This is a genomic window from Nitrospira sp. Nam74 (assembly GCF_965152615.1).
Genome location: NZ_OZ224220.1, coordinates 2131032 through 2156624, shown reverse-complemented (window position 1 = coordinate 2156624; position 25593 = coordinate 2131032). Strand labels below are relative to the sequence as shown.

Below are 25593 nucleotides of genomic sequence, written 5' to 3'. Positions count from 1 at the left end.
TCAACTGGTCCAGCGCGAAGCCTACTCGAGGATCGGTGCGTTCTCGTCAATCGACGGATCCCGAGCTCTACCTGAATAGTAGACAGGCTCTGCGCTATCACCGATATCAGAAGATCGATTCCTTGCAGCTACCCTTTCTTTAAGGAGCGTTCGCACTTGATGACTCCGGCCCGATCGCGATCGGCTATTCTGTTTCTCCTGTTCCTCGAGGAGAATCGCGTTCATCTGGTGAGCGCTCTCCGGCCTTCGCGATCACGTTTTATTTGAATAAGGCCCCCATGCCTCCCGCTTGGTCGTCGAAGGCTTCTTGCCGAGCTTGCCCGAACGGATCTGCACGCCCAGGCAGTCGAGGACCACGTTCGCCGAGATTAATGTGGTCTGCTCGGCCCAATCATACGGTGGAGAGCATTCCACGATCTCCATGCCGGCCAGGCCCGGCTGAGAGATGAGTTGAACCAATCCCAGCGCCTCTCGCGGCAACAAGCCGCCGGGGCCAGGAAAGCCGGTGCCGGGCGCAAATCCGGGGTCAATGACATCGATATCGAAGGACAGATACACGGCTTTCGCCCCTCTCCACGCGATCTCGAGCGCCATCTCGGCGATCTTCTCGATGCCCACGCGCGCGACATCCCCCACAGTGATGACCGTCGCACGGCGCTTGCGGCTGACATTGACTCCGGCTCGAAAGCCTTGCCAGCCTCCGATCCCGATCTGCACGAGATTGACAGGAGGAGCATTCGGGATGTTGGTGGCATGAAAGAAGGGGGTCGTGTGCATCCGTTCGTCCAGGTCATATTCCGACATATCGCTATGCCGGTCGAAGTGGATGATGCCAACATTCCCCGACACGTGGGGTGCGAGCCCACGAATGGTCGGATAGCCGATGCAGTGATCGCCTCCCAACACGACCGGAAACGCCCCGGCTTTGACCACGTGATCCATAGCCCGGCTGATCTGATCGAACGATTTCTCCAGGTTCCCCGGAATCGTGAAGACATCCCCGATGTCCACTACATTGAGCTGTTCCCGTACATCCACGCCCAATTCATAGTCATAGGTTGTCAGCACGTTCGTCGCCCGGCGAATGCCCCTGGGGCCGAACCGCGCACCGGGTCGATAGGTGGTGCCGGTGTCGAGCGGGACGCCCAAAATGACGACTTCGGCGTCTCCGACGTGGTGGACGTCGTCCATGAACGGACACTTGAGGAATGTCCCTTTCTCGCCTGCGAAATAGGGCAATTCCCCGCGCGCGAACGTCGAGATGGTGCGATCCCGAATCGATGGGGCCGCTTCCAGCCCATGCGCCAATCCGCGTTCCGTTGCCTCCTTCCGTCGCCGCTCCGGGATGTTAGCTTCGGCCTGCTGAGCCCATGCGCCCTCGCGGTTGAGCGCACCCTCGCCTCCTTCCCGCTCCCGCTCGGCCGCGAGCGTCAGACTTTCATCGGCCATCGCCGCGGCCGCCGCCGTGCCGGCTGATAACTTTAAGAATTGCCGTCTGGAGAAGAGCATGGGGACACCTCCTGTTTACGGAATTGTGGACAGAACGGTGACTCGCCACTTGCACGGAACCGGCCTGCATTAGGGAGGAAATAACGGTGCGATCGGAAACCCGAAGCCGATCCAGAGTTCGAGAGGACTGGCGTTGTTCAGCCAGAGCAACTGGTCCTTAGGCACCACATCACCGGCCCGAGGCAATCCGGTCGCCTGATACTTGAGCAACATATAAAAGTTCACGTTTCTAAACCAATTATCCTTGGGCAACCAGTGAAAGATGTGGAATGTCGCCAGGAGATCCGGACCGAATTGGTGGTGGTACGCTCGCGAATCGCCCGGCTGAAATGCCGGAGCGAAGAGCGCCAGGATATTCAGTTGGAGATCCAACCACTGCTTCGTTTCCTGTTTATTCAATAGGTCCAGCCCGACGCCGTACTCCAGGATCGGTGCGTTCTCGTCAATCGACTGGATCCCCAGATCTTTGGCTGTATAGCCCGTAAAGGGGTTCGTGTCCGAGTCTGCAAAGGACACAATGACCACTCTTCCGACTAGACTGACCCGTGGCAGCGTGGTCGGGACTTGAAGGTTGAAGATCGTCCCAAAATGCGCGGTGGGATTCAGGGTTTGCTCCATGCCGGTGATGAGCGAGCGCACTCTCGGTTGGACAAACAACTCCTGGAGAACGACGGAGGGAAACACGCTGAGTAACGGCGTGCAGATGAAGCGACAGTCATCCCTGTCTTCTGCCTTGGCCGCTCGTTCGCACAGGAGCGCCCCTATGCAGAGGAATATGATAAAGAGAGGGCACAATCGATAGCCACGACTGTCAAGAAAGGCGCAAGGTCGAATGCTCATGACGTTCGAAACCCCAAACGCAGCGATGCCGTATCGGCCGCGTGGCGCTTCTCAAGATGGTGTGCGATCGACCGTCGATCGAGTCTCTTCTATTTGCGACGGACCGGATGACGAGCACTTCATCCCCTGGTGCTTCGGTGTCCATGAGCTTATTATCGTCAGAGGTCGAGGAGACGATATCCGGCAAACGGTAAATGAGATGTCAAGAAACGGTGAGAGCAATGTCGAAACGCTCATGACAAGATCACCGGTATGTCTTAACCTTTGCCTATTAAGATGCGATGGACTGCCATCTGCACAGTGCACGATTCACGGGCCCGCCGTGATCGGATCCGGACTGGCTCAAAACACGTCACTGACACAATCGGCGAGTTCTTCCGGATCCACCATCGTGGGTAACGGTGGCACGAGCGACGAAGTGATCGTCGTATCAGCGAGCGATAATCATGCGATGCGGCTTCGCCCTCTTATGAAAGGCCTGCCGTGTGCTCGTACCTCGTTTGACTGCCTAAAGAGGAGAATCATCAGGAACGTTGCCTCGGAGATGAGAGCGTCCTGAATCTTGTGGGATAGCTGAAACGGCGGTAACGCTTGCCGCGCGACAATGCCGGCATCCTTCAATATCGTTTGACAATATCATTTGACTTCAAGCGCGATCTTGCCCCGTCGCGCTACCTGCGTTGTTCAATTGCCGGCCCCGAATCGACGCCATACGAACAGGGCTGCGAAGGCGACGAGCGCCGAGACTGCCCCCAGTTCGGCATACGTATCGGGACCAGGATAGACGAGCGCCGCCCTCACGCAAGCCACGAACGTGACGGCCAGCGCGATCATAGGGGCCACTCCTATCGCCGTGCCGAGCAGGAAATCGCGCAGACGGATGTACGACGCGCCGGCGACGGCATTGACTATCGAGAAGGGCGTGATCGGCAGCAGCCGTGTGAGCGCGACAGCCAGCATGCCTTTCCTCGCAAGCCTGCGTGTGATGCGATTCAGCCGGGCTCCGGCGAGCCGACGCACCGTGTGACGCCCCAGGCGTCGGCCTGCCCAGTACGTGACGGCCGCGCTGAGCAATGCCCCGCTGAGAGCGTACACGCTGCCGAGAGCCGGACTGAAGATGAGGCCGGTCAGGATGACGAGTATCGTAATGGGAATGACCATTAACCCCGCCACGACGTAGACGGCGAGAACGACGAGAACCGCCAAAGGCGAATCCGCGACGCTGACGACCGATTGCGGCGAGATCCAGTCTCGCCATGGCGTCCAGCGCCAGACCGCCGCCACGGCAGCGACCACGAGCAATTCGGCGGCGAAGCGTGCCATACGGCCGGCTATGGGTCTGTTCAAGTCCGGCGGTACGAATTCCTTGACCAGCACTTCGGGATCGGCGGGCCGTTCCGGATCAACGAGGGCGCCGGCGGTCACGAGACGATCGATGTCCGAAGAGACCGCCGGGTTGATCGGCTCAAGCGTGCGGCCTGGACGCCTCAGCGCATCGATCGTCCGAATGAGGCTGCCGCTCCGGAGCATCATTTCCGCTGCAACTTCCTCGGGCTTGGTCCCCAGATGCTCCGCGAGCAACCGGTTGCGCAGACCCGCAATCACGCGCCTCGTCCGCTCCTCGCCGCGTGCTTCGATCACGATATTGCACTCGGTGTCGAATCCCATCGAGCGATTATTGAAGTTGGCGGAACTCACGCTGCACAGCTCATCATCCATGATGAGCACCTTGCTGTGCACGTTCAGCAGATTCGGTTTCTGGGGATTCGGCACATACGGGTACAGCAGACGGTAACGACCATGCGCATCAGCGTCTTGGAGTCGTTTGTGCAGGAGCGCGCGCAGCACTCCCATCGTGTGCTCTTCGAGCCAACCTTCCTCCGTCAACCGGGAGACGACGACCACCTCGGGGCCGTCGGCCGCACGCAGACGCGCCGCAAGCGCAGCCCCGACGACGCTCGAGCTGAAATATTGATTTTCAAGATACAACGAACGTGTCGCCGATGAGATCGCGTCGACGTACAGGTGGCGAATCTCTTCAACGCGCCGCCCGGTCACGAAGCCGGGATCGGTGCACGCGATCGCGACATCGACGCCGGTGATGTCCGGTACGAGCAGGCGCGGCCACGGATCGTGAGCCGGCGCTTGATCGACAGGAGGTGTTCGTTGGCTGGTCACGCGGTGCCAGCGATCGCGGCAGAGTTCGCCGAGCGCGCGGGCCGCAGCCCCGTCCACGATCGCCCGCACGTCGTGGTACGGCCGGGACGGCATGCCTTGCGCATCGCGTCGGTGCGGCTCATCGCGGCGATGCTCAGGTGTATCCCAGCGGCCGTGCGTAAGATCGAGTCCGCCGACGAACGCAACCGCATCATCGACGACGACAACCTTCTGGTGGTGCGAACCGCCGACCGGATGTCGGTCGTCGAGGCGAAAGCTCAGTCGGGGGCGCGAGTGCGTGCGCCAGCCGAGTTTGTAAAGCGGTATCCATTCGCGGTCCATCGCAAACACCATCGCGAAGTCCCACGAGAGCACGTACACGTGCAGGTCGGGCTCCCGCCTGACAACTTCACTGATAAAATCGCCGAGCGCTTCGGGATAACCGTCATTGGCGCCCTGGGGCACGAGCCGAATTCGGCTGTCGATGTCCCAGCTAAGGATGAACACACTGCGTCTCGCCTGTGCAATGGCGGAACGCACGGCGGCAAAATACGCAGCACCATCGATGAGAAAGGCGAGCCGATGCGCGCGCTCAATGCGCCAACAGTTCCGGCCAGGCACAAGCAGCCGACTGCCTGGCACATGTGTACCGTCTCGATTCATGAGCCACGAGTGGACGTGTCGGTCGGATGCACTGCTTGATGCCAGGTAGACACGATGTCTGCAAGGATTTCATACGAGTGAAGCCGCCCCGATGGTCGTAGATCGCCGAAACGACGATCACTTCGTCCACACACGTTTGTTCGATGAACTGCTGTAAACCGTGGCGCACGGTTTGGCGCGAGCCGACGAATGAATACGTGAGCATGGCAGAGGCCTGCGCCTTTTCCTGCGGCGTCCAGTACGTTTCGATGTCATCGATGGGTGCGTGAAGCTGGCCGGGCGTGCTGCGGAAGAGATTGGTGAACTGCTGTACCAACGGCACGTGGTTCGGCAGCATGATGCCGCCTGCGCCAACGCGGATCGTGCGCGTCGCTCCCGCGATATACCCGATCACGACCGCTGTCGCCGCGCTCGCAATCCCGGTCAGGTTGTGATGCTGGGCGAGCCAAAACCGGTGATATCCCCAGCGCTCGGCATGCTGCGCCAGGTCTGTCGAATGCCTCAATGCGTCAGCCGGGGTGTGGCCTGTCGAAACAAATGCCAGATCGAGAATGGAGAAAAGAGGCATAGTAGGTTTCAGGAACTGGTCACTGAGCATCTGAACGGTTGCACTCAGATCACAATAACCACTCGATCGGTAACACCGACATGAACGAGACCCCGGCACGTTGCCAAAAGCTCGTGCCGGGCTCCGTATCATGCCGCACCAACTCCCCTTCCCAACGCTCGATCCAATACAACTGCCCGGTGTCCGCCAGGCGCACTTCGTACGCATTAGCGGGAATGCTACTGTTGAACGCGGCTTCGATTTGCCGTGCTAGTGCCGGACTCTCGATCACAAAGCCCATCTCGGTGTTCAGCTCCGCCGACCGCGGATCGAAATTGAACGAACCAATGAACACTCGCGAACGATCTACCGAAAATGTTTTTGCGTGCAGGCTTGAACCAGAGCTTCCCATCAGCCCGGCGCTTGTATTTGCCCCGGTATCCCGCGACAAACGGCGCAATTCGTAAAGCGTAATGCCGGCTTCAAGCAGCGGCACGCGCGACTTTGCATAGCCGGCATGAACCGTGGCCACGTCCGTGGCCTCTAACGAGTTGGTGAGCACCCTGATTTTGACGTCCTGTCGAGTCAAAGCGACAAACGAGTCAACGCCCGCGGAGGTGGGCACGAAATAAGGCGACACCAGTTCCACCTCGGTTGTCGGTTCGCCAATAATGAGCTTCAGCTTCTGGGCAAAAGGGCTTCAGGCGCAGCCAGGCCGATTCCTTTGGCAGGGTCATCGCTGACCATGCGGGTGTGGGCCCATTCCAGCGGCAAGCGCCCCTGAACCAGTTGAGGGACAAAAGAAGACTTGCGAAACGCATTTACGTACGCGACGGATGCAGGCTGGCGTTCGGCCAGCAGCGCAGTCGAGGCGAGTTCTACGATGAGAGCGGACGTGGCGGGTGGTAACAAGCGGTCGACGGGATATGAGGATTCGCTGGCCCAGTAACGGTCAAAATCATGTGACACCTCATGTACGACGGGGCCCACGGCAAGGACGTCGAGATCGACAAACAGGACAACCTCAGTCGCGCCGAAGTACTCATCCCCTATATTGCGGCCTCCGATGATGGTGGCTTGATTATCGGCGGTAAACGACTTGTTGTGCATGCGTCTATTGACCCGAGAGAAGTCTGTCACGTACCCGAGCGCGCGCGGGTTGCGAATCGCCAATGGGTTGAAAAGGCGAACTTCGATGTTCGGGTGAGAATCGAGTACAGCGAGCGTCGGGTCGAGCCCGGCGGTGTTGTTGTCGTCCAACAAAAGCCTCACACGGACACCGCGATTGGCCGCGACACGGAGGGACTCGAACAGCAAGGTACCCGACAGATCTTTTCTCCAGATGTAACACTGCACATCAAGAGAACGCTCGGCGGCCTGCGCCAATAGAGCCCGTGCGGCAAACGCATCGCGCGCGTCGACCAGCGGGTAAATGCCGGAGTGTCCAGGATGCTCGTCGACCAGCGGAGAGATCGCCCTCCCGAGTTGGGTGGCACCGGTGTCGACAAGGGCCACGGACATGCTGCGGTTTTCCAGCGACGGCAAAGTAGCGCATTTCCCACCCATGCCCGCGCCCAAGCAAAGAGTCAACATGCAAGTTGCGATGCCTCTGCGCATGCTCATCGCGTCAAGCATCCGCCGGCCCTCTCCCGCTCACTTCCTCTAATTCAACTTGCTTGTGTTGAACTTTTCCGATGTGTACCTCATCGATCACATCTTTCACGCCGGACACCGACTTGATGTGTTTGATGGCATCGCGGTTCACCGCCACGGTATCGTCGAGGTCGATCACCCAATCCAATTCCCTTCGTCGCAACTGATTCAGTACATCTCGCGCTTGATACCTCTCATGGAAACCGACGATGATCAGATCTCGTATCTGTTACCTCCCTCGCGTTTCCGCTACGGTTGCATTCGATGTCTGATGCTCCTCAACGACATATCCATCCTGTCGTGCTTTCGCATGGCCAGTAGCCGCACCCGTCGGCCTATCGCGATTTTGCATATTCGAATTCCGGCATAGACTTGATGCTCTCTTTAGTGGCCCCCTGGAGGATGAACTTGCCTCCTTCCTCCTTGAACTGTCCCACGGGAATCGCCACGTCATGCTTCCCGAGACCGATGAACCCCCCGGCTCCGACGATCGCGTAGGAGACAGCCTTGTCAGGGGCGATGATGATGTCATCGATCGTGCCGACCTTCTCATTCTTCTCGTTGTACAGGGTTTGACCGAGAATCTGTTTCTTGGCGCTCCAACCCTTCATAATGCCCTGCATCTCCGCCGCCGCCACACCAAGGGTCGTCGATCCCGCCACTTGGGCAACCGCATGTCCGGACATTGGAACTGTCGCGATGATCCCCAGCATGATCATGATCAGTCTGATTCCCTTCATCGTGGTGCCTCCTTTCCTGTTTGTCGTGGAGGCCGGCATCCTACCGGCCGGCTCAATCACTGCTGCTCGATAGTATTTGGGATATTACAGCGAGAAGTTGAGGCATGCTATCCGATCAAAGCGGAACGGGATGTCAAGGGATGCCACAGTGTGATGTAGAACTATTATGAGGGATGAGAAGCGAGCATCTCGAACCTCAGATTCTCGGAATGGCACGACGCCGAGCGTTTCCGATCACTGTCACTCACAGCAAGGGAGAGAGCAGCCTCGCCACCGAGTCCCTGAACCGAACAGCGGCGTTGCGTTTCCGATAGCTGGCTAAATCGAATGGAGTACAATGAGCAAGGTCCCGCTCAAAGTCTTCCTCCAATTCTTTGGCCAGCTGCTTACTGTAGAGCACCGCGTTGAGTTCGTAATTAATGCTGAAGCTGCGGATGTCGATATTCGCGGAGCCGATCGAGCAGATTTCGGAGTCGATGCTGATCGTCTTGGCGTGCAGATAGCCCTTTTGATAGAGAAAGACGCGCGCGCCGCTCGCGACGATATCGGCCATAAATGTGTTGCCTGCCCAAGCAGGGAGCTTATTGCCGGAGGGCCTGGCGCTCAACATCAGTTTGACGTCGATCCCCGAGAGCGCGGCCGACATCAGCGCTTCGGCAATCGTGGCGTCGGGAATAAAGAAGGGCGACTGAATGTACACGTGCTGCTGGGCCGATACGATCATGAAGGAGTAGAGCTGCCTGATCGCCGCCCATTGCGAGTCGGGTCCCGAGGGGAGAATCTGAACCGGCACGTCGCCCTTGCTCAACTCCGTCGCCTCCTTTGGGAAGTAAGCCTGCGCAAACAGGTCTTCACGAACGGCGTTGTACCAGTCGACCATGAACACCGCCTGTAACAGGGCCGCGCCTTCCCCGACCATGCGCAACTGAGTATCGCGCCATGAGTCGAATCCTCGCCCTCCGTCTATGTGCTCCTGCCCAATGTTCATCCCACCGGTATAGCCTATCGCGCCGTCGATGACGGTAATCTTCCGATGGTTGCGGTAGCCGATCGTATGCAGCCGGTAGAGGGGCGAGGTGGCCGCCATATGGACTCCCCCAGCTTGCATGGCTCTGACATAGGCGCGGCTCAGATGCCCGTGGGAGCCTATCGGATCATACAGCAGCCTGACCTTGACGCCTGCCCTCGCCCGTGCAGTCAGGATGTCCTTCAAGACTTCGGTGAACGGGTCCGCACCCCAGGTAAAGTACTGGAGATGAATAGAGTGCCGCGCCGCCCTCATGTCCCTCATGAGGCTGGGGTAAAATTCGGCGGCGTTTTGCAAGATCGCCACATGATTCCGGTTCGTCAGCGCCGAATTGGAGTTGCACCTCACGAGTCTCATCAGCTTTCGGCGGCTGGCACTCTCGCCCTCAAGTCGGGTGATTTCCGCATCCTGGTGTGACAGCATGGGCGACAGGAGTGGAAGGGCATTCCCCTCAAGATCTTGCTGAAGAAGCCGACTCTCTTTGCTGAAGGCTTTTACATCTCGACCGAAAAATAGATAGATCACCAACCCTACTCCGGGGGCGAAGATAAAGACGAGCATCCATGCCAAGGTCGCTTGAGGGCGGCGGTTCTCCAAAATGAGGAACACACCCGTGCCAAGTGCATAGAGAGCAAGCGATGTGGTCAAGATCGTATCCAGATGGCTCATCGCAATAGTTTCGCAGTGGCTCGGGAGCTATTCGTGCAGTGGCTTGAATCTCTGGTCTTCGTGCAGCCTACCTCCGTAATCCCATCGTACTTGACGAAGACGGCCCTCAAACTCCCATTGCCTAAGTGCTTCCTGAGCTTTAAAAACATTTAGCATACGTGTTTGGGAAGCGTACAGTTCTTCGAAAGTCCTCAGGGTCCCCGGCATCGGATATCGAATTCAGTGTTACCCCAATGACAAGCTCTTTGGGCAGCGGCTTCTCGGAACACCATCCCGGTGCTCATCCTGAATGCAGTTCCCGATTCCCCGATGGCCGCGTGCACTATATCAATACACGCCGATATCCCCGTCTCCGCTATGCGATGCTCCGGTACTGTGCTACTCGACCGTGCGAATGGATTGAGCAGTCGATTTGAGCTGACAGTGAAGAGCGAACGTGTATGAGGGCGGCACCAAATAGGCAACGAGCGCCAGAGGAGGAACCATGAACTTGGCGGGAGAGCAGACACGAGACCACAACAATTCCAAAACGCCACGGGAACTCCAAATGGCGGTAATACGTCTTGCCCGCGAAGAGTGCGGGACAGATGAAAATGCCGGGCGGCAAGACCTGGTTGTGATTCCTTCTCGTCTTCCTCACGAACTACGTGCTGGTGAAGTTGCTCATTCCCAGCCCAGACGAGTCGGCTCCTGTATAAGCACCGCAAGCAACTCGATGTGCTTGCCGAAGTCTAATTGGTGCGGGGAGAGCACGGACAAGATCAGTCATGGTACAGCGTGGCCGCCCTGCGCTAGCCACGCTCCTTCCCTTCCTTGGCGGCTTGCTTGAGATCTTCATCCGATAGCATTCGCGTGTCCGGATCGGCGGCGCCGCCGTCCGCAGGCGTAAACCTGAGCCGTTCCATGTATGGTGTCGGCTTCTTGCGCCGGAAATCGGCGAACTCCTTGGCGTAATAGTTCCTGGCCTCCTGTGCCGTCTTTGCCCCGGTGACAATGTCATGCATGAGATTGAGCGCCAAGAAGTTGGCCTCCTCGTCGTGACAGCGAGCGGACACTTCCCCTGCGGTCCGCTCGATCACGACGCTGCCATCGAATTCCGCGACCGGCGTAAATTTCTCTACCGGCACATGGTAATCGATGACCGACTCGACCGCATCGATATGCGGCGCCGGGAAGTTGTGCTGATAAAATGCCTTTGAGGCGACCATCCGCTTCCATGGCCCTGGGTTGTGCCATATGAGCTGGGTCTCCGTGATCTCGTCGGGCTTGCCGTACTCATCGATGACGAGTTGAGCGGCTTCTCGAGACTCCTCCGGCCAGGCTTCAATGTATTGTGGATGATCTGCAGCCATACGTTCACCTCCGTGATCTGTGGCAAATGCAGTCCTGATCGGAACACTAGGTTGCATGCGGCGGCGCGGAAAAGCCGGTTCGATGCATTTCTCGAGCAGTGGGTCGGTTACTTCTTCTGGGTATACGCTCGATCGAGATTGAATGCGGCGCTGATGAGCGCCACGTGCGTAAACGCTTGGGGGAAGTTGCCGAGCGCTTCGCCGCTGCCGCCGATTTCCTCTGCGTACAGTCCCAGGTGGTTGGCATACCCCAACATACGCTCAAAGAGCAGCCGGGCCTCCATCAGCCTCGCACGATCAACCCGCCCCGCCCGAGTCAGCGCCTCGACAAGCCAAAAGGTGCACATATTAAAGGTGCCTTCTCGTCCGTGCAGGCCATCTTCCCCTGTTTCGCTGTCGTAGCGATACACCAGACCGTCCGAGACCAGCCCGCCGTCCTTCGGCGAACGGTTGATGGCCTCCAGCGTTTTGAGCATTCTCGGATCGTTTGGAGAGAGAAAGAAAACCAGCGGCATGATCAAATTCGAGGCATCCAAGGACCGGCTGTCGTAATGCTGCACGAAAGCCTGACGGGCGTCGCTCCATCCCTTCGCCATGATTTCCTCATAAATCTGATCCCTCACCTGAAGCCAGCGGGCGCGATCTGCGGGAAACGATCGTTTCTCGGCCAATCGAAGACCGCGGTCCATCGCCACCCAACACATCAGTTTAGAATAGACGAAGTGCCGGCGTCCGCTTCGCACTTCCCAGATGCCTTCGTCCGGCCGTTGCCAATTGTCACACAGCCAATCGAGACGCCGGCGGATGCCGGCCCAGGCATCATACCCAATAGGCATCACATATTTATTGTACAGGTACAGGGAATCCAGCATCTCGCCATAGATGTCCAACTGTAACTGACCATATGCGGCGTTCCCGATCCGCACGGGCCGAGATCCTCGATAGCCGTCCAAATGGTCGAGCATGCATTCCGTCAACTCGTGGCGTCCGTCGATCCCATAGACAATCTGCGACGATCCGTTGCCGTTGACTTCGAGGACGCGTGCCTCTAGCCATGCCATGAAACGATCCGCCTCCTCGGTGAATCCGATTCTGAGCAAGCCGTACAGCGTGAAGGACGCATCCCTGATCCACGTATATCGATAATCCCAATTCCGCACCCCGCCCAGCGTCTCCGGCAAGCTGCACGTCGGTGCGGCAATAATGGCCCCCGTCGGCTCAAAGGTCAGCAACTTCAGGGTCAGCGCCGAGCGGTACACCACCTCCCGCCATCGGCCTGTGTAGGTGCATTTGGAGAGCCATTGATGCCAATAGTTCACCGTGCGTTCGAAAAGCTCTCGCGTTTCCTCTGGGGAGGGGCCTTGAGGACAGGCCTCACCGGCTTCGAGGCGCCCCAGTACGAACGACACGGTCTGCCCTTCCTGAAGGACGAACCTCGCGCGGACACCGCGATCATCGGCAGACAGCGGGATAGCGGTTGCCAGTCCCAGCCTGAGGGCAGCCGACTCAAAATTCGCTCCATGTTTGGTGATCGTCGTGCGATGCGGCGCGCGTGCATAATCAAACGCCGGGTGGCATCGCATCTCAAAATCGAGGGCCCCTCGTGTGACACTTACCCGCCGGACCAATTGATCGGACCAGGGCGAATCACGGGGTAGTCCTGCCGGCATGAAATCAGCGATTTCCCCGACTCCATCTGCCGACAAGAAGCGCGTGATGAGGACATTCGTTTCCACCCAGTAAAATTGTTTGGTGGTGATTCCGGTCCCATGGGGCGAGATCTCGAACCGGCCTCCCTTGTCGTCATCCAAAATGGCGGCAAAAACGCTCGGTGAGTCGAAATGCGGAAAACAGAACCAATCGATAGATCCATTTATGCCGACGAGCGCCGCCGTCCGCATGTTACCGATGATGCCGTAGTCCTCAATAGGTTGATAGGCCATGTGCGAAGCCGATCGAAGTTGAAGTTAGTCGGATGATTAGCTCTTGGATCACAGTCATGCAGCAATAAGGAAACACTGTGTTCTTATCGTTTCGTTAATGAGCCCTGGGGCCGTTTCGAAAACGATATCCTCCTCGTCGGATCGTGCTGTGGCGCCAGCCTGCCATGTCGATGAATCGTCGGCTTCGCACAGTCGCAACGGGACACCGAGCCTCCCATAGTGCATAGGCATTCATTCAACATCCAGGCACAAGGGAGGTAGATCACTGGTAGGGGAAACAACCCATCAGCGAAGAATCACCCCTGCATCAACAACTGATCGACGTAACACCAGCGCCAGTCCTCGCCGGGTTCGAAAGACTGGACAATCGGGTGATCAGCGTTATGAAAGTGTTTCGTCGCGTGTTTGTTCTTTGACGAGTCGCAACAGCCGACGTGGCCGCAGCTGAGGCACAGCCGAAGATGCACCCAGGTATCCCCTATCTTTAAACAGTCTTCACAGCCTTGCGCGCTCGGTATGACTTCTCGGATTTGATCAAGATGAGTACAGATGGCTGCCATGATGGTGTCCTTTGTTCGCGGCCGTTGTCTTGATCGACCATGCCCTGCGGTGCAATGAAGTCGACGTGGACTATCGCATAGAAGCGGTTCCAACGAAGCGCGGTCCCAGTAAGCCAAACTGGCTGCTGCATCCTATGTAACGTGCAAAAAGGCAAGCAGTCTGGACCGCATGGTACGGCAGGATGAATTCCCGCAATTCATGGCTGATGACCGAGAGCCCGTAGATGAATTGAAATGGTCGGTGCCGCGGCTCGACGGCGAGACATTGCAGGAGTCTGTCAGAGTCATCCTTCGTTGCGAGCCACATGGCATGATTCGGACAAACTCTTAGGCTCCATTGTCCTGCACAAGCGGCACGTTGACCAAATGCTCCGAGATAAACCACGCTTGTAATTCGTTCGTGCGGATCACATTGCTTACCAGGAGATCATTGGTACCGTCATCGCCGGCTTCGGCCGCCTGTCTCGCCATCGTTCGGGATTCGAGCAGAATGACTTCATGCGCGTGAAGTAATCGGGCCAGTTGCACGGGCACTTCCTGCCGACCGCGCGGAACTCGGGGAAGCATCGTCGTCTCCGCGACATCGTGCGCCATGGCGATGGTGATCCCGCCGAGCGTCTGAATTCGCTCGGCCAGGAGATCGACGAGTTCGCTCTGTTCTTTGTAGTGTTTATCGTACAGGAGATGCAGTTGGTAGAACGTGGCGCCGGCCACCTGCCAATGGTGTTTCTTATATAGGTCGCGGAGGGTGATGGTATCAGCGATCAGCTGATTCAGATTGTCTACGCTCGCCTTGCAGACACTCTCTTCCAATGCAATCGGAAGCTTGACGATCGTTCCATACGGCTGAAGTTCTCTGGCGTGTTGATCGGTCAGCGGCCGGACTCGATCAAGAAAGCTATGCTCCTTTATACCGTGGGCCTTCATGCTGCGCCTCCTCTCAATGCCATATTCATACCGTGCATCCGGTGCCGGCCTGATTCTCTTTCTTCTCTCAGCCTCACTACTGGCGGGCGACTCAAAAGGCTACGCGAAGGTGTGTTCCAACGATAGAGGACCATCGCGCACAATCGAGTGTAGGGTAAAAGATACAAAACCATTTTCAGCGAGGGAGTCTAAAACAGGCTTTACGGCGGGTCTATCGGCCAACGACCTGCCACGGTGTCAGAGGGCTTATCACCTGTTCCCTTCGTACGTCCTTCACGAGGATTGTGCCACGATCCATAGGGGACCGACACCGAGTGAGCCTCAACCTTTGACTTTGCCGGTGCGATCGGAAAACCGGCCGTTTGAGAGGTCGAGCGATTATTTTTTGGTTCGTGCCATATCGTAAAGACGGAGAGGTCTTCGGATAGGAGAGATCTTTTTTTCAGAATTGATATCGGCAGAACAGGTGGCTACCGAGTTCAGGCCGCTTCACCGTCATCAAGCGGCCGGATGGAGCCTCGGATGGAGCAAAGCTTATCTCCTCGGCAAAATGCGGTCGGTGCATCGCATTTCCTCCGATTTGCGGAGCTATGGTCAAAAAGAGCTCATCAACCAAGCGTGCGCGTAAAAAGGAGCTGAACAAATGAGCGCCCCCTTCGTTCAATATCAGTTTCGCACCGTACTCACTCTGCAATAGCGACGTGATATCGTGAGGGTCCAATTCAGCCCGGCCTGGAAGAACATGCATTTCAGTGTTCTGTGGCAACATTTGGCCATAGTCATTCTCGAGCCGCTTGCTCCCGGTGTGAGTAGTCAGGATGACGGTCCTCACTCCCTCGGTTGAAAACACTCGTTCCCGGAGGTTGACGCGACCGGATCCGCTGACAATGACAGTAAGAGGGTTGCCGTGGGGTTTGCCGAGATGTTGTCGGAGACGCAGAAATTCGAATTCGAGTGTCGGATAGATGAACCCGGGCGTCCAGATATGTCCCGTATCGTCGCGTAGTGTCCCGGCTCCTACGATCACCGCATCCGCACATGAGCGAAGAAGACCCATGATGAATCGGTCTTCGTCGTTGAAGCCGCTGATCGCTCCTCCATCGGACGCTCCAGGGATCTTCCAGGAAATGATTCCGTCGAGTGTCTGGACAAAGTTGCCGATGATGAGCGGGCGCCCGTCCTCCTTGGCGCGAAAACCAAGTGAGCCATCATACAGACTTGATAGCGTGTGGGATAACAGGTTGGGTGCTTGCCCTAATGTACGGTCAAATATGGTGACGAGGTGCATCGGATGTTCCTATGGCCCTTCTACTCGGTGTCCTGACCTTGTTGAAAGGGATGGGCCGGCCTGGCCCTCATCCTCACCGCATTGCTTGGTCTGGGGACGCATTAATGGATCGGTCTAGCAAGCCATCATTCCCGAATCGGTTCCCCCGAATCAACTTATCGAAGTGATTGCATCGCCGAGCGCTCTACGGGGCGATGGTGGAGGGATTCGATACTTCAGACGCTCATCTTCAAAGTGTGCTTGTGCGCGCCGGTTCTTCTTCCCGGAAAGTTCATCATCTTAGTGCCGTCTGGAATGTCCGCGCACAGACCCCGAGGTTTAGAATGAGCATACATGAGGGGGTCGGTTCGAGCGCCTGACCGCCCTACGCGACAAATTGAAGGGGGGCCGCCTTGCCAACGCGCCGCCAAGACAGAGTGCCTGCAGCGAGTCCGTCCAGCCAAGGGATGCGCTCTGCCGGAAGCCCGTTCCGCCATACATCGTTCACGGTGATATGGACGGCGACTGTCATCTCGAACATCGGCTGGTGGATGTACAGTGCCGCATCCGGCTGGCTGATGACCAGCCTCAATCCGTCGCCCCTGATCGTCTCGTTGGTTCAAGTCGCAAGCAGCCTGCCGATGTTCTTATTGGCACTTCCGGCCGGCGCGATCGTCGATATTGTGGACCGCCGCAAGTTTCTCATCGTCGGTGAGCTGGCCACGACCGTCTTCGCCGCAGTATTTGCCGCGCTCGTTTGGCTTCAGCTGGTGACCACCGGAAGCCTGTTGTTTTTTACGGTCTTCGTTGGCGGGGGGCCGCGATCACCGCCCCCGCCTGGCAGTCGGTTGTCCCGCAACTGGTCCCCATGTCAGATCTCGCCCCGGCCATAGCGGCCAATAGTGTCGGCATCAATATCAGCCGCGCCATCGGCCCGGCGCTTGGCGGTGCGTTGACTGCCGTCTATGGCATTGCCGCGCCATTCTGGATCAATGCGGTCAGCAACCTCAGCGTCGTCGGGGCGCTTCTGTGGTGGCGCCAACCGCTTCGGGACAGACCGCAGCTGCCACCCGAACATTTGACAAACGCTATTCGCACAGGGCTGCGGTATGCACGGTACAACACCCCTCTGCGTGCGACACTGGCGAGGACAACAGGCTTTTTCCTATTCGCCAGCGCGTACTGGGCATTGCTGCCGCTGCTGGTTGAGCGCAGCCAGATTGCCGGCGGGCCGGAAATCTATGGGATCCTGCTCGGCGCAATCGGCGGCGGCGCGATCGGCGGTGCGTTTGCCTTGCGGCGTTTGAACGCGGCGCTTGGCCCCGACCGGCTTGTCGCCGTCGGTACGCTTGCAACAGCCCTTACTTTGGCGCTGTTCGCGCTGGCACACGATCTAGGCCTCGCCCTGCTGGCCAGCCTGATCGCCGGCGCCTCATGGATCGCGGTGTTATCGACGCTCAACGTCTCGGCGCAGGTCGCCTTGCCCGACTGGGTACGCGGCCGTGGACTGGCCATGTTCGTCACCGTCTTCTATGGTGCCATGGCGATCGGCAGTGCGATTTGGGGCCAACTGGCCAGCGTCGCAGGCCTTCCTGTCGCGCATGTGACCGCTGCGGCGGGGGCATTGATGGCCATACCGTTAACGTGGCGATGGAAACTGCAGACCGGCGCCGAGCTGGACTTATCCCCCTCCATGGACTGTTCTACACCGATCATGACGCGCGACATCGGACAGGATCGCGGCCCGGTCCTGGTCATCGTGGAATATGACATCGAGCCGGAATACCGCGATCCATTCCTCAACGCGCTCAGGAAATTGGCACGTGAGCGCCTTCGCGACGGCGCTCACGACTGGGGAGTGTTCGAGGATCCGGCACACCCCGGCCGATTTGTCGAGACGTTTCAGACCGATTCCTGGCTGGAGCACCTCCGTGGACATGTCCGTGTGACCCGCTCGGACCTCGCACTGCAGACCACCGTGAATCACTTTCTGCGAAACGGTGCGCCGAAGATCACCCATCTGATCGCGGCCGACGCTACGACGCCAAGGAAGGATACGACGTGAGAGGATTGTCCTGAGCAGCCTGTGCACCACAACATAAGTAGTGCGCGTGTCATGCAATTTCTGGCCGATGAAAAGGATTGTCAGGCGTTGGAAGAGTGCGTGCAACCTATCGGAAGGCCCTCTTGGGTAGAGAGCCTTCCAACCGCGCATGAGCGCTTGCCTTGGCGGTATAGAATTTCTTGCCTCATCAGAGGTTCTCCCACGCTTCGCTTCTCTCGTCGTGCCTAGAGCAGCCCTTGCGTCTATAGGAAATATCCTTTTGTGCAATAGCACAGGCAAGGAGCCCATCCGTAGAAGGATGGCGAGGGAAAGTTTCCCGATGAGGGAGGATCTATTTCGATGGAGTAAGGTCGCTGATCACGTCCCCTCCTGGTTATAGCCACGCCGGAGAGAATGCCTCGGACCCGCGGAACTACTCGCACCGTGCGAGGTGAATATGGCAACCTGAAACTAGACCTTCTTTATGCACAGATGAATCCGTGGAATCTTCTTAAGTAAGAGCTCAGTTCCCATGCAATGATTAGCGGATCGTCACCGAGCCATGATGATCACAATGGCTGCCATGCTGATAATGAAGGTGGCCACTGACAATGTAGTCGACATGATCGCCATGAGGCACGGCATGGTGCCCACATTGGGCATGATGTCGATGCTCCCGTTCGTGCTCCTCGCAGGCGTGGCCCGATGTGCACGCGATGGGATTACTCGGGCCGACGTCAATCGTATGCTCGTCGACATGGTCGCCATGCAGATGGTGCATGTGACCATCGTGCAAATAGTCGTTATGATCGCCATGCATGATGGTGTTGTGTCCGCACTCCGGGCCGTGCGCATGCTCATGAGCCTGATGGACAGAATGTTGCTGCATAATCCACCTCCCATTGGTGGCCACTCTAACAGCCTTCTCAAATAGGATCTATCAGGTATTGTGATTATCGGGTGGAGTAGACAATGCTGTCGTTAGTGCCATTAAAATTGGCACTGATGCGTGACGATATTGAACGCATGGTCCCCGCTTCTGTCGAGGCGCTGGGCGGGCTCAATGTGCTGGTGAACAACGCCGGCATTGCCGGTCCCACAGCCGCTGTCGAGGACGCGGACCCCGCTGGGAAAGCAGCCGCAGGGCATTATTATGTATACACCCGACGGCTACATGTCGGCGCAGCTCATGCGCCCCGGCCGTCCTACCTTCGCATCGGGCGACTGGTTTCGCGGCACCGACGAGGAGATCAAGGAGGAGGCGCTGGGCTACATCGCCTATTCCGGCCCCTTCCACGCGGACGAAGAAAAGCAGCACCTCACACACTCGATGTTCGTATCGCTCTTCCCGAACTGGCTGGGACAGACACAGCCGCGCGTTGTGAAAATTGAGGGCGACATGCTCCACCTGAGCATGGCGGCTCCTATCAAATCCGGCGGAAAAGAGACGAACTCGTACCTCGCCTGGAAGCGGGCCGAGGCCGGCTGAGCATGGCATGGATGGAGACATTTGTGTAACGAAGGAGAACGAAAGGAGCGGTTATGACGCAGTTATGATCCCGGAACAGAACTTCCACTTGATGAAGAGGCTGGATGACTCCTGGAACGCCAAGGAACTTACAACGTTTCGTAAGCGCTCGTGCCAACGATTGGTGGTACGATAGCTTAACCAACCGCCGGCGTATGAAATAGAAGCTGATGAGCAGTAAGCGCTTGCCTTTGAAAAAACGTTTCCCGACCAGCATCTCGTCAACAATTTATAGAAGGTGATGATCCCGCAGAGTACCCTGACATGCCGAATAGGAGCACTGACTATCCCCAGTGTTCACTCGGTGATTCGAGGCTCGCTTGGATTAGGATTGCTGGGGGCTTCCAAGGAGTAAAGTGACTGATAGCACTGTTTCTCTCGTTGTTCCGATGAGTGTCTATAGAGTGGCCGTTCGCGGTGGCCTGGCCCCTTCTAGTTCATGCTGATGTTTCAGGCAATACGGAGTCCACGGGATGGTTTCCAGCCGTTTCTCCTCGATCGGTCCCCCATCTACCACGCATCTGCCGAACGTGCCGTTCTCGATGCGTTTGAGGGCTTCGCGCACCTGGGTCAGTACTGTTGACTCCGCATCGACATGCCTGAGCTCCATCGCTTTGAGTTCGTTCTCGACGCTTGCGCTTGCACCACCGGCGGTCTCATCATCGGCCGGTTCATGAGCACTTGCCCCTGCTTGTTTTATCCATGTCGATAGCTCTTGTTCCTGTTGCTGCAACCGTCGCTTGTAGTCGTCTATATTCACGATTGCCTCCGTGTTGCACGATCCTCATGAAGGATTGCTCTCGCTTGCTTCGACAGCAGGCCCGATTCTTCTGCAAGACTATCTTGATGACCTCATGGCAGTCCTCTTCTTGATTCCGCCAGACCCCGGGTCACTAATGGATGATCCGTTGCCGGTCCTTCGACCACTGCGCCAGAGTTTCCAACAGAGCGCGTTCACTTCCGAAGGTCGCATCAATGATGATGTTGGCCTTATCCACAAGGAACATGGCCGGGACTCCTACCGGAATATTGAGGACCTTCCGCCGCGCGCCTTCAGTCACTTCATAGGGTTCAAGCTTGCCCTCGACCGTGCGAATGACGGCCCACCGCTGATCGCCGATCAGTGGTTGGGCAAGATGCGCCTTCAACACGCGGTCCCAGCCGGGCTGACCTGCCGGGTGAAAGTCGATGACCTCGTTTTGGTCCGACACGACAATCATGAGTTTTTCACCCGGCTTCAACGATGATATTCCCCTTTCACTCGCATCTTGAACCGATAGAAACAGCGGTTCCACCTCGCCGATATTGACTTGCATGAAACCCGATCTGACATCCTGCACCGTTCCGCGGACGATTCGATCTTCCGGCAGCAGCACCCGTTCACCGCTCGGTGTCTCGCCGGCGTGAGCGGCTCTCGCTTGCAGAAGGCTGTCCCCTGTAGTGAATACGAGAAGGATTAGAATGAACCCCATAGTCCGGACGCCGTGTAGGTTCGAGATCTTGCGAATGGCTCTATTCGGCGGTATCGATAGCAAAGGACCATAGCGTGCCCGTCAACAACTGTCTGTCAGCCAGGCGACAGCCTTCTGTCGTTAATACCCCTATCGCCCTGTTCGTCTCGGTTTGCTCGCAATGTCTTTTCTACGGCCGGACGACTTAGGCCCGTACACTGCCGGGCCTGAGGGGCAGAGCTGTCTGCTGTCAAAAGTGACTCGTTGCCCGGCATGGACGGACTGCTGCACTGCCCCATCGGCGATGCCGTTTCTATTCGTCGTTCAGCGTGGCTTGAGGAACTCGCGCAAGGTGATGGGCGGCACACCGGTGACCGACTCGACGGTGTCGTTGACTTCGGCGAGTTCGCCCTTTGCGCTGGCGATGTAGGTTGACACCCAGGCGTCCAGCTGCCACTGCGGGGCATTGTACGGTGCACGCGATGCGTAGGCCTCTTCGATCGTCTCCTCGTGATACGTCGTCCGGCGGCCCGTGACCTCGGTGAGGGTGCGGGCCACCTGCTCCAGCGTAAGCGCCTCGCGGCCCGTGAGGTCGGTAGGTCGCGTCTTGGTGAGCGGCCGGATCCCGCAGCACGGTCGCGGCCACGCGGGCCACGTCCGCCCGAGCGACCGCGCCCACACGCCCGTCACCGGCGGGCCCGCGAATGACGCCGTCGTCTCCAGCCAATTCTGGAAGGAAGTCGAGTACATACTGTCGCGCAAAAACGTGTAGCGCATTCCCGTCGAGCGCACCCGCTCCTCGGTGGCCCAGTGGTTCCGAGCCAGCGTGAACGTCACATAGGGCGCCGCACCCAAGAATGAGAGGTACACGAGGTGCATCACACCCTCCTCGGCTGCGGCGTCGACAAATGTCTCATGCTGCTGGATCCGGTCTGCACTCTCCGAGGCCGACACCATGAACAGCACGTCGACCCCCTGCAGCGCCTTCAGCGAGGAAGTCCGGTCGCCGTACTCCAAGAACGTCATAGCTCTCGAGCCCGGAAGCTGTGGGGCGCGCGCCCGGTCTTTGACCAGCAGTCGCTGCTCTACGCCCGCATCGGCCAGATGCCGGGCGACGAGCCCACCGACACGGCCGGTTGCTCCCGTTATTGCCATAACCATGATCGTTCTCCCCTGATGGTATGGGTCCGTCGCCGACTAAACATTTGTTGGAGTTGGCCGAGAGAGAGCATCTGGCCCAAAATGGACTTGCCGACGTGACGGAGCGGTCAAGCGGTGTCGAATCCAGGAATCTGTGCGAGTAATGTCATTCTACTTCGGCAAACGATCTGCAGGCATCTGCGTCGTTCTCGGCCCGAAACAATCCTCAACGTATTCCGGCGATTACGCCTGCGGCTTTTTCGGACCTGCGGCCTCGCATCTGCATTTCCTTTTCCTCGCAACGAAGGATTACTCGGACAGACTCCTAGCATGCCGTTCAACTACTGTTACTGTCTGTTGGCGAGTCCGGCAGCAACAGTGTGGTGTCTGTTCCAATTTCATCAGAGCAGGCACAAGAAACGCCGTCCACTGGAGGTCGACAAAAGGCTCCGCGCTTCTCGCGATAGCAATGGTCACCACACGTTCATGAAACAATGGGAGGAGGGCAGGACCAGCCAGTCAGAACACTCCGCGGATGAAAGCCGGCGTGAGGTCATGTAAGGACGACAACACGGCTTCGACCGTTTGTAGACTTGACGAACTCGGAGGATAGTGGGGGTTTGGCACAGCAATGACACGCATGCCTGTCGCCTTCGCGGCCAGAATACCGTTCTCGGAGTCTTCGACTGCGGCACAATGGCTCGCTTGGATCCCGAGTCGGCGTGCTGCTTCAAGGTACACGTCGGGCTGAGGTTTCCCGTTCACCACTTCCTCGGACGATAGCACGACGCGAAAGCAGTCCCGTAATTTGGCGATTCTGAGAACCGCCTCGATGAGGGATCGATTGGACGAAGACGCGACGGCAAGCGGCCATTCACGCGCCAGGCTCTGGACGCACTCCACGGCGCTCGGCAGCAACGGCACATTTCTTTCGTAGTGTTCCGCCACGCGCCGCACGACTTCCTGATTGATCTCTTCAGGAGGCTGAGGAAGATCCAGGCGTTCGTGCATGTATCGAGACCATTCAGGAGCGCTCATCCCCATCATCTCCTGATGCGCGCAATCATGCCAGTGTCCACCCCAAGCCTCCGTGAGCTCACGCCGCACGGCATCCCAGATGGGTTCGGAATCGATGAGCACGCCATCGAGGTCGAAGACAATAGCATCAACGGGCGGCGAGCGCGTCATTTCGGTCTTACTCTTCTCTTTAGGTATACGGCATCCTGTATAGATGCAAAGCCCTCTTCCATCTTACAGCGACACCTCCTCCGCTGTGGATGGGTCATGAACCTGGTTCCGGGTCCGACAATATCGTCATTGCTCACGAGCGACAGACCGCGGTGAGCGTTCTCCGAATCGTAGTGCTTGCCGAAGCTAACACTATGGCGCGAGCCCAGCCACGGCGTCCATGTATGAAAGCGCTCTTCAGCAGACCCGACGGCAAGTATCGGTGTACGGAAGGCCATCATGTCTCCTGTCCGATAGTTACTAGCCATCCTAGGTCAGCCTTTCCTTCGGCTCAGCCGGACACGCGGCATGTTTCGTATCAGGACGATAACTGCAAACGATGACTTAAGGATGCAGGTATTGCGACGCAACCCCAAGAACCGTGTGAGCCGCGCCAGCTACTCCGCACCCTTCACCGACAAGCCGACCTTCATGATGAACAGAACCAATTCAGGCCGACAGAAAAGTTTTCATTTTTAGCCGATGATCCCAATTTGACCGGCAATCCATACGGCGTGTACCAAATCCACGGCGTACAGCTTTCTGATGAGTTCCTCCGTGTGCATTTTGACCGTGCGCTGAGAAATGCCGAGTTCAGAAGCAATCATGTTAGGACGCTTTCCCTGTGCACGCCACAAAAGAATGGTCTTTTTACGATCCGTCAGCACCGGGTATCGATAAGAGGTGGAAAGCGCTTGAAAGAGTGCTGGAAGGAGTTCGCCAAATGCTGGAAGACTTCTCCTCGCCTCCTGCTCTGAATCAAGAATTACAGAGAAGATTCCTTCCCGGTCCGGGTTGGCCGCTGAGCCTACGATTTCATATTGAAGATTGAATCGCTTAATCCGTTTTTCCTGTTCCGCATTATGCCGACCAGGCAAGCGACGCATGACATCGGACCGGATTTGGGGTTGTTGCGTTCGCAAGCTCTCCTGAAAGACCGGATCTATCCGGCACATTCCAGTAGCGAGGTACCAGCCAAGATAATGACGTGGATAGTCGACATCCACCATTTGAACAACTCGATGTGTTGCCGGGTTACAGGAAATACACACGAGACCTCGATATGGGATCAGCGAGCGCAGATCCTCGAGCAGCCGGTTAAACTGACGGGGTGAACGGCACCTGGCCGCGAATTCCTGGATTGATTTGACGGTAGCCTGTGCCACTGATCGGCCTCCTTATGACTATTCCTCTGACGTAGAACGGTTCCCTAGCAGGATGTTGAAAAAGGCTTCCAACTTTGCTCTCACGTCGCTCAGGGACTCAACGTACTGCCCTGAGTACGCCTCGCTCCTTCGCTCCTGCGCCCGCGCTGGAAGGCCTTTTTGAACATCCTGCTATCCCTGGTGACTGTCATCCGGCCTTCCATGTTTTTTGATGCTCTTGTCAGAGTAGAGCGTTGTTTCAACAACCTGCTAGTCAAGGTTGGTTCTCGGTCGCTCAAGAAAGTGAATGGTATCCATGTCTTCGTGGACAGGGGGCTGGCGGGCAGCTAGGCAGCGTAAATGGATGGTGTATTGTGTACCACCCAAAACAAGCAATCACTTCGTTCCTCGAAAGTCGAGCGTCATTCCTCGGCATAGGATCCATGCTTTGGCATCAAAGCATACCTCTTGAGGAGGTTCGAGCTGAATCGGCCATGGAAGACATGGGTGAGTAGACCTTTTCCGACGACCGCCGACGAGATGAAGACCTATCGATGTGAAAGGCCTGACATTCATGGCGCCATGGACGGGCAATGGTGCACAACTGAAGACTTCGAAGGGCGGCGAAAGCCGCTCCCTACCGGACTTCATGGTAGCTTTTGATAAAGATTGCACGCGGCATGATACCCTGTCGTAACTCGGTTCCGAAGACGGACCCCTCGAAGATTCGCGTCGTCCTCGCCGACGATCATCGGAGGATGCGCGAAGGACTGCGCGGTATCATCGAGGAACAAATCGATATGATCGTCGTAGCAGAAGCGTCCGACGGGTGCATGGCGGTGAACATTGCGCATGCGATTCAGCCGGATGTAATCGTGATGGACGTCAACATGCCGAAAATGAACGGGTTGGAGGCTACGAGGAAGATCAAAGCGGAGCTGCCTCACATCCGGGTAATCGGGCTATCGTTATACAACGATCACCAAATTTCCGGCGCCATGCGACAAGCCGGCGCGGAAGCGTATCTCTCCAAAGGCTCATTTCTGGACCTCTGCGCGGTGATCCGCGATGGAAGAGCGCAGGAACAACCTGCCATGCGCAATAGCACATCGCGGTCATCGTAACGGCCATCCACCGGTTTCACAAGACGGCGCAGTGGCCTGTTCGACACGTGAAGCTTCTTGTCGGCTTCCACACTTCACTC

Annotated in this window: 18 protein-coding genes and 4 pseudogenes; 4 read left to right on the top strand and 18 right to left on the bottom strand. The window is 57.5% G+C overall.

The annotated features are described in order from the left end of the window. Positions 1-252: 252 nt before the first annotated feature. The 13 genes and pseudogenes from speB to ACWHYZ_RS10170 form a co-directional block, all read right to left on the bottom strand. Positions 253-1509, bottom strand: a complete 1257-nt coding sequence (gene speB / locus ACWHYZ_RS10230) for an agmatinase (protein WP_447987156.1) — start codon at positions 1507-1509, stop codon at positions 253-255. A 69-nt stretch (positions 1510-1578) separates the two neighbouring features. Further along, a complete protein-coding gene (locus tag ACWHYZ_RS10225; protein WP_447987155.1) occupies positions 1579-2349 on the bottom strand; it encodes a hypothetical protein in 771 nt (256 codons plus the stop codon). Positions 2350-3033: 684 nt separating this feature from the next. Beyond that, complete coding sequence (locus ACWHYZ_RS10220; RefSeq protein ID WP_447987154.1) at positions 3034-5127, bottom strand: VTT domain-containing protein; 2094 nt, start codon at positions 5125-5127, stop codon at positions 3034-3036. Between the two features lie 310 nt (positions 5128-5437). After that, positions 5438-5767, bottom strand: a pseudogene (locus ACWHYZ_RS10215) (LLM class flavin-dependent oxidoreductase); the annotation flags it as partial. A 19-nt stretch (positions 5768-5786) separates the two neighbouring features. After that, positions 5787-7351: pseudogene (locus tag ACWHYZ_RS10210) on the bottom strand (phospholipase D family protein). Next, positions 7344-7532: a hypothetical protein gene (locus ACWHYZ_RS10205; RefSeq protein WP_447987153.1), complete on the bottom strand. Its 189-nt coding sequence runs from the start codon at positions 7530-7532 to the stop codon at positions 7344-7346. The pseudogene ACWHYZ_RS10210 and the gene ACWHYZ_RS10205 overlap by 8 nt, the downstream one beginning before the upstream one ends. A 172-nt stretch (positions 7533-7704) precedes the next feature. Further along, a complete protein-coding gene (locus tag ACWHYZ_RS10200) occupies positions 7705-8109 on the bottom strand; it encodes a PRC-barrel domain-containing protein (protein WP_447987152.1) in 405 nt (134 codons plus the stop codon). Positions 8110-8353: 244 nt separating this feature from the next. After that, entirely contained in the window at positions 8354-9784 is a 1431-nt protein-coding gene (gene cls / locus ACWHYZ_RS10195; RefSeq protein WP_447987151.1) for a cardiolipin synthase, read from the bottom strand. 812 nt (positions 9785-10596) lie between these two features. Next, positions 10597-11157, bottom strand: coding sequence for a hypothetical protein (locus tag ACWHYZ_RS10190; RefSeq protein ID WP_447987150.1), 561 nt, complete (start codon positions 11155-11157; stop codon positions 10597-10599). Positions 11158-11264: 107 nt separating this feature from the next. Continuing rightward, on the bottom strand, positions 11265-13100 hold the full coding sequence (locus tag ACWHYZ_RS10185; protein WP_447987149.1) for a glycoside hydrolase family 15 protein: 1836 nt from the start codon (positions 13098-13100) through the stop codon (positions 11265-11267). 296 nt (positions 13101-13396) lie between these two features. Continuing rightward, entirely contained in the window at positions 13397-13660 is a 264-nt protein-coding gene (locus ACWHYZ_RS10180) for a ubiquitin carboxyl-terminal hydrolase 14 (RefSeq protein WP_447987148.1), read from the bottom strand. Positions 13661-13987: 327 nt separating this feature from the next. Continuing rightward, positions 13988-14587, bottom strand: a complete 600-nt coding sequence (locus tag ACWHYZ_RS10175) for a Dps family protein (RefSeq protein WP_447987147.1) — start codon at positions 14585-14587, stop codon at positions 13988-13990. A gap of 442 nt (positions 14588-15029) precedes the next feature. Further along, complete coding sequence (locus tag ACWHYZ_RS10170) at positions 15030-15875, bottom strand: RibD family protein (protein WP_447987146.1); 846 nt, start codon at positions 15873-15875, stop codon at positions 15030-15032. A 446-nt stretch (positions 15876-16321) separates the two neighbouring features. Here ACWHYZ_RS10170 and ACWHYZ_RS10165 point away from each other — a divergent pair. The 3 genes and pseudogenes from ACWHYZ_RS10165 (at position 16322) to ACWHYZ_RS10155 (ending at position 19387) form a co-directional block, all read left to right on the top strand. Further along, positions 16322-17919: pseudogene (locus ACWHYZ_RS10165) on the top strand (MFS transporter). 553 nt (positions 17920-18472) lie between these two features. Next, a complete protein-coding gene (locus tag ACWHYZ_RS10160; RefSeq protein WP_447987145.1) occupies positions 18473-18832 on the top strand; it encodes a hypothetical protein in 360 nt (119 codons plus the stop codon). A gap of 219 nt (positions 18833-19051) precedes the next feature. Next, positions 19052-19387: a lipocalin-like domain-containing protein gene (locus tag ACWHYZ_RS10155; protein WP_447987144.1), complete on the top strand. Its 336-nt coding sequence runs from the start codon at positions 19052-19054 to the stop codon at positions 19385-19387. Between the two features lie 436 nt (positions 19388-19823). Here the strand turns inward: ACWHYZ_RS10155 and ACWHYZ_RS10150 are convergent, their stop codons facing one another. The 5 genes and pseudogenes from ACWHYZ_RS10150 to ACWHYZ_RS10130 all read right to left on the bottom strand — a co-directional run bounded on the left by ACWHYZ_RS10150 (position 19824) and on the right by ACWHYZ_RS10130 (position 24410). Continuing rightward, positions 19824-20186, bottom strand: a complete 363-nt coding sequence (locus ACWHYZ_RS10150) for a TraR/DksA family transcriptional regulator (protein ID WP_447987143.1) — start codon at positions 20184-20186, stop codon at positions 19824-19826. A gap of 133 nt (positions 20187-20319) precedes the next feature. Further along, a complete protein-coding gene (locus ACWHYZ_RS10145; protein ID WP_447987142.1) occupies positions 20320-20898 on the bottom strand; it encodes a hypothetical protein in 579 nt (192 codons plus the stop codon). A 303-nt stretch (positions 20899-21201) separates the two neighbouring features. After that, a pseudogene (locus ACWHYZ_RS10140) lies at positions 21202-22038 on the bottom strand (SDR family oxidoreductase). Between the two features lie 498 nt (positions 22039-22536). Next, positions 22537-23205, bottom strand: coding sequence for an HAD family hydrolase (locus ACWHYZ_RS10135; protein ID WP_447987141.1), 669 nt, complete (start codon positions 23203-23205; stop codon positions 22537-22539). Between the two features lie 515 nt (positions 23206-23720). Further along, positions 23721-24410 carry a helix-turn-helix transcriptional regulator gene (locus ACWHYZ_RS10130; protein WP_447987140.1) on the bottom strand — a complete coding sequence of 230 codons (690 nt, stop codon included), beginning with the start codon at positions 24408-24410 and terminating at the stop codon, positions 23721-23723. Positions 24411-25069: 659 nt separating this feature from the next. Here ACWHYZ_RS10130 and ACWHYZ_RS10125 point away from each other — a divergent pair. Further along, positions 25070-25513, top strand: a complete 444-nt coding sequence (locus ACWHYZ_RS10125) for a response regulator (RefSeq protein WP_447987139.1) — start codon at positions 25070-25072, stop codon at positions 25511-25513. Positions 25514-25593: the final 80 nt, after the last annotated feature.